This is a genomic window from Paraburkholderia largidicola (assembly GCF_013426895.1).
In the GTDB taxonomy this organism is placed as follows: Bacteria; Pseudomonadota; Gammaproteobacteria; order Burkholderiales; family Burkholderiaceae; genus Paraburkholderia; species Paraburkholderia largidicola.
The window spans coordinates 1,415,506-1,430,246 of the sequence record NZ_AP023175.1; the positions used below are offsets into that span (position 1 = coordinate 1,415,506).

The 14,741-nt window shown below is 64.5% G+C and carries 12 protein-coding genes; 1 reads left to right on the forward strand and 11 read right to left on the reverse strand.

Going from position 1 to position 14,741, the window contains the following annotated elements; all coding sequences use genetic code 11:
* Positions 1–40 precede the first annotated feature (40 nt).
* On the reverse strand, positions 41–1,258 hold the full coding sequence (locus tag PPGU16_RS22985) for a BaiN/RdsA family NAD(P)/FAD-dependent oxidoreductase (protein WP_180722718.1): 1,218 nt from the start codon (positions 1,256–1,258) through the stop codon (positions 41–43).
* A 123-nt stretch (positions 1,259–1,381) separates the two neighbouring features.
* On the opposite strand from PPGU16_RS22985, the gene tsaD reads away from it, so the two are divergent.
* On the forward strand, positions 1,382–2,407 hold the full coding sequence (gene tsaD / locus PPGU16_RS22990; protein ID WP_180722719.1) for a tRNA (adenosine(37)-N6)-threonylcarbamoyltransferase complex transferase subunit TsaD: 1,026 nt from the start codon (positions 1,382–1,384) through the stop codon (positions 2,405–2,407).
* 789 nt (positions 2,408–3,196) lie between these two features.
* Here the strand turns inward: tsaD and PPGU16_RS22995 are convergent.
* The 10 genes from PPGU16_RS22995 to PPGU16_RS23040 all read right to left on the reverse strand — a co-directional run bounded on the left by PPGU16_RS22995 (position 3,197) and on the right by PPGU16_RS23040 (position 14,708).
* Entirely contained in the window at positions 3,197–3,496 is a 300-nt protein-coding gene (locus PPGU16_RS22995; RefSeq protein WP_054932832.1) for a hypothetical protein, read from the reverse strand.
* 70 nt (positions 3,497–3,566) lie between these two features.
* On the reverse strand, positions 3,567–4,505 hold the full coding sequence (panE, locus tag PPGU16_RS23000) for a 2-dehydropantoate 2-reductase (RefSeq protein WP_180722720.1): 939 nt from the start codon (positions 4,503–4,505) through the stop codon (positions 3,567–3,569).
* A gap of 124 nt (positions 4,506–4,629) precedes the next feature.
* Entirely contained in the window at positions 4,630–5,814 is a 1,185-nt protein-coding gene (locus tag PPGU16_RS23005; RefSeq protein WP_180722721.1) for a thiolase family protein, read from the reverse strand.
* 76 nt (positions 5,815–5,890) lie between these two features.
* Positions 5,891–7,351, reverse strand: a complete 1,461-nt coding sequence (locus PPGU16_RS23010) for an efflux transporter outer membrane subunit (RefSeq protein ID WP_180722722.1) — start codon at positions 7,349–7,351, stop codon at positions 5,891–5,893.
* Positions 7,352–7,409: 58 nt separating this feature from the next.
* A complete protein-coding gene (locus PPGU16_RS23015; protein ID WP_180722723.1) occupies positions 7,410–8,990 on the reverse strand; it encodes a DHA2 family efflux MFS transporter permease subunit in 1,581 nt (526 codons plus the stop codon).
* A 21-nt stretch (positions 8,991–9,011) separates the two neighbouring features.
* Positions 9,012–10,127, reverse strand: a complete 1,116-nt coding sequence (locus PPGU16_RS23020) for an HlyD family secretion protein (RefSeq protein WP_180722724.1) — start codon at positions 10,125–10,127, stop codon at positions 9,012–9,014.
* Positions 10,128–10,207: 80 nt separating this feature from the next.
* Positions 10,208–10,651, reverse strand: coding sequence for a MarR family winged helix-turn-helix transcriptional regulator (locus tag PPGU16_RS23025; protein ID WP_180722725.1), 444 nt, complete (start codon positions 10,649–10,651; stop codon positions 10,208–10,210).
* Positions 10,652–10,711: 60 nt separating this feature from the next.
* Entirely contained in the window at positions 10,712–11,134 is a 423-nt protein-coding gene (locus PPGU16_RS23030; RefSeq protein WP_007747272.1) for a MarR family winged helix-turn-helix transcriptional regulator, read from the reverse strand.
* Between the two features lie 74 nt (positions 11,135–11,208).
* Positions 11,209–12,099: a transglutaminase family protein gene (locus PPGU16_RS23035; protein ID WP_180722726.1), complete on the reverse strand. Its 891-nt coding sequence runs from the start codon at positions 12,097–12,099 to the stop codon at positions 11,209–11,211.
* Complete coding sequence (locus PPGU16_RS23040; RefSeq protein WP_180722727.1) at positions 12,096–14,708, reverse strand: circularly permuted type 2 ATP-grasp protein; 2,613 nt, start codon at positions 14,706–14,708, stop codon at positions 12,096–12,098. The genes PPGU16_RS23035 and PPGU16_RS23040 overlap by 4 nt, the downstream gene beginning before the upstream one ends.
* Positions 14,709–14,741: the final 33 nt, after the last annotated feature.

Genomic DNA, 14,741 nt, shown 5'->3' on the forward strand with positions numbered 1-14,741 from the left:
CAAGCCCCATTTGGCGGGCGTCAGCGCCCGATTTTAAGGGCTACCCGACAGCCGCGAATTCCGCTGCCGCCTGCCCGGCCGCCACGCCCGATGCCCACGCCCACTGGAAGTTATAGCCGCCGAGCCAGCCCGTCACATCGACGGCCTCGCCGATGAAATAGAGGCCCGGCACGCGCGCGCTCATCATCGTCGCCGACGACAGTTCGCGCGTATCGACACCGCCGCGCGTCACCTCGGCCTTCTTGTAGCCTTCCGTGCCGTTCGGCGTGAGCGTCCAACGTGACAGCGCCTCGCCGATCCGGCGCAGCGACTTGTCGGGCAGATCGGCAAGCCGTGCGTCAGCGGGTACGCCGTGAGTCTGCAACCAGACATGTGCAAGCCGAGCGGGCACCCATTCGGCGAGCAGGTTGCCGATCTGGCGCTTCGTCGCGCTTTTCGCCTCGAGCAGCGCGGCGACGGCGTCCTGCTCGGGCAGCAGATTGACGTGCACCGGCTCGCCCGGCTGCCAGTAGCTCGAAATCTGTAGCACGCCGGGGCCCGACAAACCGCGATGCGTGAGCAGCAGGTCCTCGACGAACTCGCCGCCCGCTTTCTTCGCGCCCGTCGCCAGATGCACTTCGAGTGACACGCCCGACAGTTCCGCAAACGGTTGCCAGTCGGCGGGAGCGAACGTGAGCGGTACGAGCGCCGGGCGCATGTCGATCAGCTTGTGGCCGAACTGCTTCGCGATCCGGTAGCCGAAATCGGTTGCGCCGATTTTCGGAATCGACAGACCGCCTGTCGCGATCACCAGCGCGCGGGCGCGGATCGGCCCGGAGCGGGTGTCGAGCGTGAAGCCGTCGGAATCGGCGTGACGCACCTGCTCGACAGCGAGCGGCCGGCGCCATGCGATGTTGCCCGCATCGCATTCGCTCTTGAGCACGTCGATGACGGCGTCGCTCGACTGGTCGCAGAAGAGTTGTCCCTTGTGCTTCTCGTGCCACGTCACCCGGTACTGCTTGAGCAGCGCCATGAAATCGCGCGGCGTGTAGCGCGCCAGCGCGGAACGGCAGAAATGCGGATTCGCCGACAGATAATTGTTCGGTCCGGCGTACAGATTCGTGAAGTTGCAGCGGCCGCCGCCCGAGATGCGAATTTTCTCGGCGAGCCGCGCCGCGTGGTCGATCAGCACGACGCGCCGGCCGAGCTGCCCCGCCACCGATGCGCACATCATGCCCGCCGCGCCCGCGCCGATTACGGCGATATCGAAGGATTCCATGGGGCTGCATTGTAACCGCCGCACCTGGGGCGGCCGGCGGCGCCGTGCTCGCGCTGCTATACTTTCAGGTTCCTTTTTGATGTTTCGGGCGGCACGTCAGGCGCCCGATCGACGGTCGAAATCATGCTCGTTCTCGGCATAGAAAGCTCCTGCGACGAAACCGGACTCGCGCTCTACGACACGGAGCGTGGGCTGCTCGCGCATGCGCTGCATTCGCAGATCGCGATGCATCGCGAATATGGTGGCGTGGTGCCGGAGCTGGCTTCGCGCGACCACATCCGGCGCGCGCTGCCGCTGCTCGAAGAGGTGCTGGAGCGCTCGGGCGCCGCGCGCGGCGAGATCGACGCGATTGCCTACACGCAGGGTCCGGGGCTGGCGGGCGCGCTGCTGGTCGGCGCGAGTATCGCCAATGCGCTGGCGATGGCGTGGAACAAGCCGACCATCGGCATCCATCATCTGGAAGGGCATTTGCTGTCGCCGTTGCTGGTCGATGAGCCGCCGCCGTTTCCGTTTGTCGCGTTGCTCGTGTCGGGCGGTCATACGCAATTGATGCGGGTCACGGATGTGGGCGTCTACGAGACGCTAGGCGAGACGCTCGACGACGCCGCCGGCGAAGCCTTCGACAAGACCGCGAAGCTGCTTGGGCTCGGTTATCCGGGCGGGCCGGAAGTGTCGCGGCTTGCGGAGTTCGGCACGCCGGGCGCTGTCGTACTGCCGCGGCCGATGCTGCATTCCGGTGATCTCGATTTCAGCTTCAGCGGGTTGAAGACGGCTGTGCTGACGCATGTGAAGAAGCTTGGCAGCAATGTGTGCGAGCAGGCTAAGGCTGATCTGGCGCGTGGTTTTGTCGACGCTGCCGTCGATGTGCTGGCCGCTAAATCGCTCGCGGCGCTGAAGAAGACCAGGCTCAAGCGGCTGGTTGTCGCGGGTGGTGTTGGCGCGAACCGGCAATTGCGCGAGGCACTCTCTGCGGCCGCGGAGAAGCGCGGCTTTCATGTGCACTATCCGGATCTCTCGCTGTGCACCGATAACGGGGCGATGATTGCGCTTGCTGGTGCGCTTCGTCTCGAGCGCTGGCCCGCGCAGGCTGGGAATGACTATGCTTTTACCGTTAAGCCACGGTGGGATTTGGGTTCGCTGGCGCGGTGAGGTTTTTTTTGTCTGCCGACGGCGGTTTGGATTGATGCCTTCGGCGTGGCTTGTTTGGTTTGGTTTGGTTTGGTTTGCTTGTGTTTGCGCTGGCATCCGCGTTTTGTTAGCGTGCTTCAGGCGTCGCCCCTGTGCGGGGCGGCACCTACTTTTCTTTGCCGCCGCAAAGAAAAGTAGGCAAAAGAAAGCGGCTAACACCGCCAGCACGTGTGCCTATCCACGGACCCCCAACGTCCCCACCCTTCACACGGCAGCGCCCTGGCTGGTGCTCGTCGCCAACGCTTCGAATGAACGCCTCACCCCCTTCGAATACCCGTACTCGGGCAAGCGGCAGCGAATGGTATGTGCCGCCCAGGTGGCAAACTGTGTGTAGGCCCAAGTACTCCACACGCCTCACTCCGGACCGATACCGCACGCGCCCCAAGCTGTAAGAGCCCTAGGCTATACGACGCGACAACCTGCACACAGTTTGCCACCTGGGCGGCTGTGGACTGTCTGGCACGGCGTGCTGTAGTGGGGGAGCGTGAAGCGGGTGAGGCGCACCGCAAGAGCGCTGGCAACGAACGTGGGTCACGTGGTTGCCGTGTGAAGTGTAAGAACCTGTGGGGGCCCTCAGGCAGGAACTAGCACTGGCGGTGTGAGCCGCTTTCTTTTGCCTACTTTTCTTTGCGGCGGCAAAGAAAAGTAGGTGCCGCCCCGCACAGGGGCAACACTAGCAAACCAGAAGCAAAACGCGGATGCCAGCGCAAAAACAAGCGAACCACCCAGCGTCGCAGACAACAAAAAAAATCAAAACACTACAGACACCACAATCGACAACCAAACCGCAATCATCCCCACCAAAAACATACCCCGCGCGGAGCGCACTTTCTTATCATTCGTATCGGGCTCGACGGGACTGGTCGCCACCCACGGCACGAGCCCGAGAAACGCAAACCCAACAATCGCTAGCCCCGCAACGAACTTGTCCGCAAGCGTCCAGTCGCCTCCTTCCTGCAGGCCCCAATAGCCGAGAAAGATAATGCCGATCGAGAACGTCGTCGCCGAAGCCGTGCAGAGCGCCGCCACCGATCCCTGGGGAGTGGGCATGATCCACCTCGCGTGATTCAGTGCCGTCGATTCTACTTCAGCTTCGCGGCGTTCTGGCCCCTCGGTGTCGTCACGCGGATAGCCGCGCCAACCTCGCCTCGTAGGCTTTCAAATGGCTGTACGCGATACGCAGCAACGACAGTACGCCCTCTTTCTGCGCGTCGCCGCCACGCGCAATCAGATCGCCGACGATATGATCGGCCTCGATCCGCGACTGCCCTTCGATATCGCGCAGCATCGACGCCGTCAACGCCGAGCCGTCCGCAAACAGAATGGTCTGCGCACGCGCATTGGACGCCTCGCCAATGGCATAGCCGTTCGCCGCCGCGACGGCCTTGCATTCGGCCAGTATGCCTTCGATCACGCGCCGTCCGTCCGGTGTCTTCAGAATGTCGCCGATCGCAGCGCGATGCAGACAGGTGTTGGCCGCAAGCGTCGCGAGAAACACCCACTTCTCCCACATCTGCTGAAGGATGTTGTCGGACGCCGTCGAGTCGAAACCCGCGCCATCGAATGTCGATGCAACGGCTTGCACGCGCTCGCTGATACCTCCACCGAGTTCGCCGAACCCGATCGAGTGCATGTCGTTCAGATGCACGATCTCGCGCTCGCGATTGAGCGTCGCGGCGATCACGCACTGGCCGCCCAATACCTTCGACGCGCCGAATCGCTGCTTGAGCACATCGATATGGCGCATGCCGTTCAGCACGGGCAGGATCATCGTCGATTCGCCGACAGCAGAGGCGAACGATTCGATCGCGTCGTCCAGGTTGTACGCCTTGCAGCTCAGCAGCACGAGGTCGTACGGCTGCGCGATCTGATTCGCGAGTACGGTCTTCACGTCGCGCAAGGTCACATCGCCGCGCGGACTCTTGATGACGAGCCCGAAGTGCCGCAGTTCTTCGGCGCGTTTTTCGCGCACGAGAAACGTGACATCGCGGCCCGCCTGCGCAAGACGTCCGCCGAAGTACCCGCCTACAGCACCCGCGCCCACTACGAGAATTCGCATTGCTCCTCCATTGATCCGTTTGCGTGGCCTGCGCCATGCGCCAGCAAGTATGTCGCAAATCGACGATGCCCGCAGCGGGCTTGCGGGTCCCGCTGCGGGCATCAGTACGGCAACGAAATCGGCGTCAGACGATTTCCAGCGCGAGCGCAATGCCCTGCCCGCCGCCGATGCACAACGTCACGATGCCGCGCTTGAGACCGTCGCGACGCATCGAGTGAATGAGGCGTGTCGTCAGAATCGCGCCCGTTGCGCCGATGGGATGACCGTGCGCAATCGCGCCGCCTTCCACATTGATGATGTCGTGCGCGAGCCCGAGCTTCTGCGCGACGGCGAGCGGCACGGCGGCAAACGCCTCGTTGATCTCGACACGCTCGACGTCGCCGAGTTTCCAGCCCGCGCGTTCGAGCGCGATCTGCACGGCAGGCACAGGGCCGAGTCCAAACATGCCCGGCTCCACAGCCGCGATGCCGAACGAGACCAGACGCGCAGACGCTTCGATGCCATGCGCCTCTGCATAGTCGCGCCCTGCGACGATCATCGCCGCTGCACCGCTATTGAGGCCCGGCGCGTTGCCCGCCGTGATCGTGCCTTCAGGGCGAAACGCGGGGCGCAGCTTCGCGAGCGTCTCGATCGTCGTGTCGGGACGCGGCTGCTCGTCGCGCGCAAACTGCACGGCGCCCTTGCGCCCGGCGATTTCAATCGCAACCACTTCCGCGTCGAACACACCGCGCTCTTGTGCGGCAGCAAAGCGCTGCTGCGAGCGCGCCGCCCATTCGTCCTGCGCGGCGCGCGTCAGTTCGGCCTTGCTCACGAGGTCTTCCGTATGCCAGCCGGAGTGCTCGTTCGAAAACGCGTCGAGGAGGCCGTCGCGCAGCATGCTGTCGTGCACCTGCGCATTACCCATGCGGCTGCCCCAGCGTCCGCTTTCGAGCAGATACGGCGCGCGGTCCATGTTCTCCATTCCGCCCGCGACGGCCACGTCGCCGAGTCCGAGCGCGATCTCCTGCGCCGCCGACACGATCGCCTGCGCGCCCGATCCGCACACGCGGTTCACCGTCAGCGCGGGCACCGACACGGGCACGCCACCGCCAATCGCTGCCTGGCGCGCAGGGTTCATCTTGTTCCCCGCCTGCACGACGTTGCCCATCACCACCGACGACAACGCCTTCGCATCGAGCCAGCCGCGCCGCAACGTCTCGCGCACGACAGCCGCGCCCAGTTGCACGGCAGGCACTTCTTTCAACGACCCGCCGAATGCGCCAATCGGCGTGCGGACGGGATGGGCAATCACAATATCGCGAGCATTCATCGCTATTCCTCAGGTTGAAGGACTACGCTTGCGTGCCTCGCACCAACGAGGCACTTTCATTCAGCTTCACTTCGCTTTAATTGGCCGCGACATCCGTCGACGACTTCGCCTTCGTCTTCGCGACATCGCTATTGGCCGGCACGTCCCAGCCGCCACCCAGCGATCGATACAGCGCGACGGCCGCCTGCGCGTGCTCACGCTTCGCCTGGTTCAACGATTCCGCGTCACGCAGATAGGCCTCTTGCGCATCGAGCACATCGAGGAAGCTCGACGCACCGCCCTTGTACAGCTCGGTGGAAAGCTTCAGCGCCTGACCCGACGCGCCGAGCGCGCCGCCGAGTTTCTCGACCTGTGCGTCGCCGTTGACGAGATCGCTGCGCGTGTCCTCGATTTCCTTCAGCGCGCTCAGCATCGTCTGTTGCAAGCCGAGTTGCGATTCGCGCATGCGGCTCTCGTTCTGTTCGATGTGCGCGGTAATGCGGCCTGCGTTGAAGATCGGGCTCGTCGCGTTCAACGCCGCACTGAAGAGGTTGTCCGTCAGCGTCGGCAGGCCGAGATACGACGACGCGAGAATGCCGTCGCTCAGGCTCAGATTGAACTTCGGATAGCGGTCCGCGCGCGCGACCCCCACTTCGGCCGCGCGTTGCTCGACGGTCGCGTAGGCGGTGCGCACATCGGGGCGGCGCAGCAGCGCTTCGGACGGCAGCGTCTGCGGCACGCTTTGCGCGGGCACGGGAATCGGCTTCGCGTCGCTGAGCAGCAGCGTGTCGACGCTTTCCGGTGTGCGTCCCGAATACACGGCAATCAGGCTCATATCGTGCTGAATGTCCGAGCGGATCTTCGGCAACTGTGCCTGCAGATCCTGCAACTGGTTCTGCGCGCGCGCCACGTCGAGTTGCGTCGACAGCCCGTATTTCAGGCGCTGCTGCGTGAGCTTCAGCGCGCGAGCGCGGATTTCCTCGTTGTCGTTGACGATCTGCAATTGCGATTGCGCCCAGCGCAAGTCGATATACGCAGCGGCTGCGTTCGCCGCCAGCGCGAGCCGCAATTCGTTCAGCGCCGATTGACGACCCGACACCTGCGCCTGCGCCGCGAGCACCGCGAGACGTTCGCCGCCGAATACATCGGGCTGCCACGAAGCCGTCAAGCCGACGCCCGCCTGCTTCACATAGCCGAGCGGCGGCGGCGTGTTCTGCCGCTCATACGCGGCCGTCGCGCCCGCATCGAGTTGCGGCGCGAGCGCCGCGCGCTGCTGCTTCGTGACCTCCTGCGCCTGCTTCACGCGCTCGACGGCAGCTTTCACGTCGAGGTTGTCGTTGAGCACGATGTCGACGAGCTTGTGCATGGTCGGGTCGCCGAATTGCGACCACCATTGGTCGGCATCCACGGTGTCTTTCGGCGCGTCGACACTCCACGCGTCCGGGGCGACGGTCTTCACCGTCTGCGGCAGGTCCGCGTGCGTCTCGGGCTGCACGGCGCACGCGGCGAGCGTCAAGGCGGCGGCAACGGCGAGCGCTTTGGCTACGATCGTTTTCATTTCGGGTCTTCCAATCATCGAATGTGTTGATGTCTTTCGCGTGATTCAGTGCGCGGGTTCAGTGCGCGTCGGGCGGCGGCGCGGTAAGACCGAAAGGCCGCGAGAACAGCACGCTGATCAGGCCCACCGCGAAGCACAGCGAGACCGCGAGAAACGTGTCCGAGAACGTCAGCACGAGCGCTTCGCGCATCAGCAGTGCATGCAGCGATGCAAGACCCGCCGACGCACCGTTGAGCATGTCGCCGCCGACGGCCGAGAAGTGCGCGGCCTGATTGCGCAGCATCGCTTCGATGACCGGACGGCCAGCCGTCACGTGTTCGTCGAGCCGTTCGTAATGCAGGTTCAGGCGGTCGTTGAGCATCGTGCTGCACACGGCAATACCGATAGCGCCGCCCAGGTTACGCATCAGATTGAAGAGACCGCTTGCCGACTTGAGCCGCGAAGGCGGCAGCGAACCGAGCGCCATCGTCACGATGGGCGGCACGCAGAACTGCTGGCCGACGCCGCGCAGCACTTGCGGAATCAGCAGTTCCTGCCAGCCCCACTGGTTTGTCAGCGGCACATACAGATAGCAGCCGACGCCGAAGCACAGCAGGCCGAACACCATCAGCAACCGCATATCGACCTTGCGTGCAAGGAACGAGTACGCTGTCAGCGCCACCAGTTGCGCGCACCCGACCGACAGCAGCGCGATACCGATCTGCAGCGAATCGAAACCCCGCACGCGGGACAGAAACACCGGCGTCAGAAACACCGTGCAGAACAAGCCGATACCCGTGATGAACGACAACAGACTGCCGATACCGAAGTTGCGGATCGCAAGCGCCCGCAGATCGACGATCGGTTCTTTCGCCGTGAACGCATGCACGAGAAACAGGAAGCCGCAGATCGCGCAAATCCATGCGCAGAAAAGAATCGTCGTGTCGCCGAACCAGTTTTTGCGCGGCCCTTCTTCGAGCACGTATTCGAGGCAGCCGAGAAAGCCCGACATCAGCAGGATGCCCAGATAGTCGCCCGTCTTGAGCAGCGAGACATCGGCATGATCGACGTTGACATAGCGCGGCACGAGCACCGTCACGAGCACGCCCGGCACGAGGTTCAGATAGAACAGCCAGTGCCACGACCATTGATCCGTAATCCAGCCGCCGATCACGGGGCCGATCGTCGGTGCGAGCGATGCGAGCGCGCCGATCGTCGTCGCGGCGATGATCCGCTGCTTGCCGGGAAACAGCATGAAGGCCGTCGTGAACACGGTCGGAATCATCGCCGCGCCGGCTGCGCCTTGCAGGCCGCGAAACAGGATCATCGAGTTGATGTCCCACGCGAGCCCGCACAGCATGCTCGTGATGGTGAAGCCGAGCGCGGAAGCCGCGAACACCCAGCGTGTCGAGAACACACGCGTGAGCCAGCCGGACATCGGGATCACCATGATCTCGGCGATCAGGTACGCGGTCTGCACCCAGGAGAGTTCATCCTGGCTCGCCGACAGGCCGCCGCCAATATCCTTCAGCGACGACGCCACGATCTGGATATCGAGCGTCGCCATGAAGAAGCCGAGGCACAGCAGTGAGAACGCGAAGACTTTGGTTGCGGTCGGCAGATCGGCCGGGTTCACGGGGGCGGATGTCGTCTTGCTCATGATGGTCGCGGCGTCCGTGGGTTAGGAAGCCGAGCGGGCTGCGTCGTGGCTTGCGTCTGCGTCGGAGCGCAGATGCACCTTGACCGTCGCGGAGAGGCCAGGGCGCAGCACGCCCTGCATCTCTTTCGGCACCGACAGTCGCACCCGCACAGGCACGCGCTGCACGATCTTCGTGAAGTTGCCCGTCGCGTTTTCCGCGGGCAACACGCTGAAGGTCGCGCCCGTCGCCGGCGCAAGACTCTCGACCACCCCTTCGATGCGACGGCTCGATGCATCGAGATCGACATCGACGGTGTCACCGACCTTCATCTTCTTCAACTGGTCTTCCTTGAAGTTCGCGTCGATCCACAACCCGCTGGCGGGCACCACCGTCAGCAGCGACACGCCCACATTGGCCAGCACGCCGACACGCGCCGTGCGGTTGCCGACATAGCCGTCGATGGGCGAACGGATCGTCGTGTACTCGACGTTGAGCGCGGCGACACGTTGCGCCGCCAGGGCCGTCGCGACGCGGGCGTGCGCATCGTTGATCTGCGCATCGAGCACGGGCAGCTGACGCTGTGCCGCCGTCAGCGCGGCGCTGCTGCGATCCACGGCGGCATGCGCTTTCGCGAGGTCCGCATCCGCGCGTTCGACGACCTGGTTCGACACCGCATCGTCCTTTACGAGTTGCCGGTAACGCACCGAATCCGATGCGCTGCGCGTGAGTTCCGCACCCGACGCGCGCACTTCGGCGGATTGCTCGTTGATCGTCGCGAGTTGCAGCGACTTCTTCGCTTCGAGCTCCGTCACGGCCGCTTCCGCGCTCGCGACTTCGGCATTGGCCTGCGCGAGGCGCGCATCGTAATCGCGTGCATCGAGGCGGATCAGCACCTGCCCCGCTTTCACATACTGGTTGTCCTGCACCAGCACGTCGTTGACGAAGCCGTTCACCTTCGGCGCGAGCACCGTGACGTCGCCGCCCACGTAGGCATCGTCCGTGGTTTCGACAAAGCGGCCCACGAAGAACCAGTACGATGCGGCCGCCGCCACGACGACGACGACGGTGATCACCGCCAGCAGCATCCACGGAATGCTGCGCGTCTGTTTCGCGGCGCCGGCGACGCTCGGCGGAGCAATAGAAGGAGTTGTAGACATGGCCTAATGTGCGTATGCACTGGGAAACGTTGAAAAAAAGCGCCTGGAAGCGCCCGCTTTGTTGCCTGAAATCGTGAGCGTTAGCGCTTCGTCATGTCGAACAACTCATCCCGCAGGTTCGCTGCGCGCTGCGGTCCGAAACGTTGCTCGAATTCTTCCTGCGCCGCGAACCAGTGGTCACGCGCCGCCTGCAACCGTTCTTCGCCTGCCGTCGTCAGCATCACCGTCAACACGCGGCGATTGCTGCGCGACGCTTCCGTGAACACGAGACCGTCGCGCTGCAGCGGCTGGATCGCGCGGACCAGCGTGGTGCGTTCCATCACCATCGAATCAGCCAGTTCCTTCATCGTCATCCACTTACGGCGGCGCAGCCGGCACATGATCGAAAACTGCGTGGTCTTGAGGCCCACCTGCCCGAGATGACGGTCGTAAAGCTGCGTCACATAGCGCGCCGCTTGCCGGATCGCAAAGCAGTCGTCGTCGGGTGAAACCTGTATTTCTTCAGTGTCAGTCTCTACGTGCATATGCACACCATGAAATCGATTTCGTCGAACGCGCGATGCCACGCGCAAGAAACAACGGGATTACGAGGTCAGATTGAACAGCTCGGCGCGCAAGGCCTTGGCGCGGCTGCGGCCGAACTTGCTTTCGAATTCGTCCTGCGCGGCGCGCCACGCGATGGCGGCTTGCTCGAACGTTTCCTTGCCCGCTTTCGACAGGCTGAACTGATAAGTGCGGCCGTCATGCTCGGACGGCTCGCTGAGCACAAGACCATCGCGCTGCAACGGCTTCAGCGCGCGCACGAGCGTGGTGCGTTCCATCACCATCGTGTCGGCCAGCTCCACCATGGTCAGGCCAGGCTTGCGGGCGAGCTTCGCGACGATCGTGAACTGCGCCGCCGTCAGGCCAACCTGGCCGAGATGGCGTTCGTAGATCTGCGTGACGAAACGCGCCGCCTGCCGCAGCGCGAAACAGTTGCAATCGTCGTGAGAAATAGGCTTGCTCATGGGAAGGAAGTCTATATGTGCGTATGCACGCTGTCAAATCGCGATGCGGTGCGCTGACTGAAATTCATTGTTGCTCATAACGCCAGCACGCTGACGGCGACCTCGACGCGATGCGCGCCGCCGCCAAGAATCATGCCGCGTAGCAGCGACACGTCGCTATAGTCGCGGCCGATTGCGAGCGTCACGTGGTCCATGTCGGCGAGCACGTCGTTGGTCGGGTCCAGATCGATCCAGCCGCTTTGCGGGCAATGCACCGACACCCACGCATGCGACGCATCCGCGCCGATCAGGCGCGGCTGACCCGGCGGCGGATCGTTGCGCAGATAGCCGCTCACATAGCGCGCGGGCAGCCCGAGCGCGCGCAGGCAGCCGATCATCACCTGCGCGAAGTCCTGGCAGACGCCGCTTTTCATATCGAACGCACGTTCGGCGGGCGTATCGAACATCGTCGCCGACGGCTTGTAGTCGAAATCCGCGTAAATGCGATGCATCAGATCGATCGCACCCGCGACGATCGGCGTGCCGGGGCGGAAGCTGCGCAGCGCGTAGTCGCGCAACGAAGGCTTGAGCGCGACATTGGGCGACCCGAAACAGAACTCGACCTGCGGATGACACACGCCGCCCGCGCGAAACCGCAGCGAGTCCGCGACGTCTTCCCACACGGGCGTGGCGCCGGGATCGAGATCGCGCCACCGCGGCGTGAGCTGCACGGTCGTTTCGCTGACCATTTGCAGACGTTCGTGCGGCGCATCGAGCGCGAAATACAGCACGTCATTGCCGAACGCGTCGATGCGGCTATGCAGATACGAAGGCGACGGCTCGATGCGCTCCGTATGCGCGACCACCCGCTGCCACGCACATGCGAGCGGGCGGATCGTCGCGAGATGCTGCGCGGTTTCGACGAGCGTCGAATAGTGATAGGTCGTGCGATGCGACACGGACAGCAACGTCTGCGCGTCTTTCATGACGACACCTGCGCGGCCAGCGTGTTCGCGTGGCTAAAATAGCGCGCGCTGATTTCATTCGCCGCTGCCGTCATGCTCATCCCGAGGCGGTCGCACAGCGCGATCAGTTCCGCGTACAGGCCGCTGTCGTCCGTCGTGCACAACTGCTCCAGCGAGGGCAGCGTGCTCACGTCCGGCAGCAGGTCGTTGAACCGCCGGTGACGCGTGTTGCCCGCCGCCATCGAGATATCGTCGAGCTTCGAGCACAGCCGTGCGTACACGCCGTACAGTCCGCGCGGATTGGTCGGCTCGATCACGAGCAGATCGATCAGCGCAGGCACTTCGAGGCGCCCCGGATACAGCGAGCGATACGTGAGCGTGCTGTCGAACAGTTGCAGCAGCAGGTCGAAGGCGGCGGGCGTCGCCAGCTGGCGCTGCGTCGCCACGACGCGCAGTATCGACGTCATCGCCCACACGCGCTCGATATGCCGGCCCGCGAACATCAGGCGCCACGCTTCGTCGCGCGTCATGCGGTCGCCTTGCGCGCCGCTGATCGCCGCAAGTTGCGTGGAAAGATGTTCGAGCGCGTTCATCAGCGACACGCGGTTGTAGCGCGCCTTGCCGCGCGACGACGCATTCGACGAGACGGCGGCCGCCGGCGTCAGGTCATGCAGCGCGTCGCGGAAGTCGTTGCGCGCGGCGAGCGTGATGCGCCAGTGATCGTTCGAGAGCCGCCCGCGAATCTCGCCGCTCGCGCGCGCCTGGCTCGCGAGATTCTGGCCGATGCTGTACGCGCCCGTGTTCTCGTGCAGATTCGCGACCAGCGTGCGCTCGAATGCTCGCAGCGACTGGCCTGCGACGATATCGCCCGGTTGCACGAGGCCGAATTGCAGCGCGAGTTCGGCGAGCGTGCCGAACATGGTGTCCGCGCCGTTGCTTTCCAGCGAGCCGATAATCAGCCGCAACAGCCGTACGTTGTTCTCCGCGCGCTCGCCGTAGCGGCCGCTCCAGAACAGGTTCTCCGCCGCGCGGCTCGACACCGTGCGATGCTTGCGCGCGAGATCCGCAGGTTTCAAAGGCGACGGCAACAGCGTGAAGGTCGAATTCGGATGGCTCGACAGCACCCACGTATCGACGCTGCTGCCGCCGAACTGCATCGACACGGACGACTGCCGTTCCCCCGCGAGACGCGTGAAGCCGCCGGGCAGCACATGCCAGCTGCCGCTCGCATCGGCGACGGCGATGGCGCGCAGCACGCACGGCCGGTTGCCGAGCGTGCCGTCTTCGTAGCGCGGCGTGCACGAATACGGCAGCGGCTGCTGGATCGTGAACGCATCGGGCGCGCGCTCGATACGGCTCTTCCACGCGTCGAGCCGCTGCACGCCCGGCGCGATGCCAGGCGGCCCGTCCGCTGTGCGCGTGGGCCATGTCGGTTGCAGGAAAGCGTCGTCCATGTTCGCGAATGCATGCTCGCGCGCGGCGTCCTCGCCGCACCACCACGTCGACACGCCGCCCAGCAACAGCGGCTCGTTCAGCAAGGTCTGCGCGATGCCCGGCAAGAAGCCGTGCATCGCCGGGGATTCGAGAAAGCCCGAACCCGGCACATTCGACACGATCACATTGCCCGCGCGCATCACCTGCAACAGCCCCGGCACGCCGATCGTCGAATCGGCACGCAGTTCGACGGGGTCGCAGAAGGCGTCGTCGAGACGCCGCAGCACGACGTGCACGCGCTCGAGGCCCGTGAGCGTCTTCAGATACAGCATGTCGTTGCGCACCGTCAGGTCTTTGCCTTCGACGAGCGTCACGCCCAGATAGCGCGCCAGGAACGCGTGTTCGAAATACGTCTCCGCGAACGGCCCCGGCGTGAGCAGCGCGATATGCGGCGCGCTGTCCGTCTTGCCGTCGCGCATCGTCGCGCGCGCCCATTCGGCGAGCGTCGCGATCAGCGTGGAAAACGTCGGCGCAAGGCGGCTCACGCGCATTTCGCGGAACGCATCGGCGAATACGCTCGACACGATCATGCGGTTTTCCAGCGCATAGCCGAGGCCGGAAGGCACTTCCGTGCGATGCGACACGACCGTCCACTCGCCGCTGGGCGCGCGCGCCAGATCGACGCCGACCACTTGCAGGAACTGGCCTCCTGGCGGCGTGAAACCCTTCACGGCGCGCAGATAGCCAGGGTGCCCATAGACGAGCGCCGGGGGCAGCTTGCATTGCTCCAACAGCTTCTGCGGACCGTACACATCGGCGACGATCGCGTTGAGCAACTGCGCGCGCTGCTGCACGCCGCGCTCGATAAGCGCCCACTCGTCTTCCGCGATGATGAACGGCAGCAGGTCGAGCGCCCACGGACGCGGCTCGCCCTTGTCCGCGTAGACGTTGTAGGTGATGTCGTTGTCGCGCACCTGCTGGGCGATCGATGCGCGCCCCGGCTCCAGACCCGCGATGCCTTCCTCGCCGAGCAGCTCGAAAAAGCGCTGCCAGGGCTCGCGCAGCGGCCCCGCAGCATCGCGCAGTTCGTCCCAGTGGCCTTCGCGCACGTCGACCAGCGGCAGCGAGCGCAGCAGCGCCAGCGCGTCAGGATGGCCTGCTGCCGCTTCGAACGGAAAGGTCGATTGAAAGGCCAAGATGTCGTCGCGAGTCTGTCGTTATGGGTTTAG

Excerpts from the sequence above, each read along its gene's own strand:
- PPGU16_RS23020 (WP_180722724.1), bottom strand. The coding sequence starts at position 10,127 with ATGTCTACAACTCCTTCTATTGCTCCGCCGAGCGTCGCCGGCGCCGCG.
- PPGU16_RS23035 (WP_180722726.1), bottom strand. The coding sequence starts at position 12,099 with ATGAAAGACGCGCAGACGTTGCTGTCCGTGTCGCATCGCACGACCTAT.
- PPGU16_RS23025 (WP_180722725.1), bottom strand. The coding sequence starts at position 10,651 with ATGCACGTAGAGACTGACACTGAAGAAATACAGGTTTCACCCGACGAC.
- tsaD (WP_180722719.1), top strand. The coding sequence starts at position 1,382 with ATGCTCGTTCTCGGCATAGAAAGCTCCTGCGACGAAACCGGACTCGCG.
- panE (WP_180722720.1), bottom strand. The coding sequence starts at position 4,505 with ATGCGAATTCTCGTAGTGGGCGCGGGTGCTGTAGGCGGGTACTTCGGC.
- PPGU16_RS23005 (WP_180722721.1), bottom strand. The coding sequence starts at position 5,814 with ATGAATGCTCGCGATATTGTGATTGCCCATCCCGTCCGCACGCCGATT.
- PPGU16_RS23030 (WP_007747272.1), bottom strand. The coding sequence starts at position 11,134 with ATGAGCAAGCCTATTTCTCACGACGATTGCAACTGTTTCGCGCTGCGG.
- PPGU16_RS23015 (WP_180722723.1), bottom strand. The coding sequence starts at position 8,990 with ATGAGCAAGACGACATCCGCCCCCGTGAACCCGGCCGATCTGCCGACC.
- PPGU16_RS23010 (WP_180722722.1), bottom strand. The coding sequence starts at position 7,351 with ATGAAAACGATCGTAGCCAAAGCGCTCGCCGTTGCCGCCGCCTTGACG.
- PPGU16_RS22995 (WP_054932832.1), bottom strand. The coding sequence starts at position 3,496 with ATGCCCACTCCCCAGGGATCGGTGGCGGCGCTCTGCACGGCTTCGGCG.
- PPGU16_RS22985 (WP_180722718.1), bottom strand. The coding sequence starts at position 1,258 with ATGGAATCCTTCGATATCGCCGTAATCGGCGCGGGCGCGGCGGGCATG.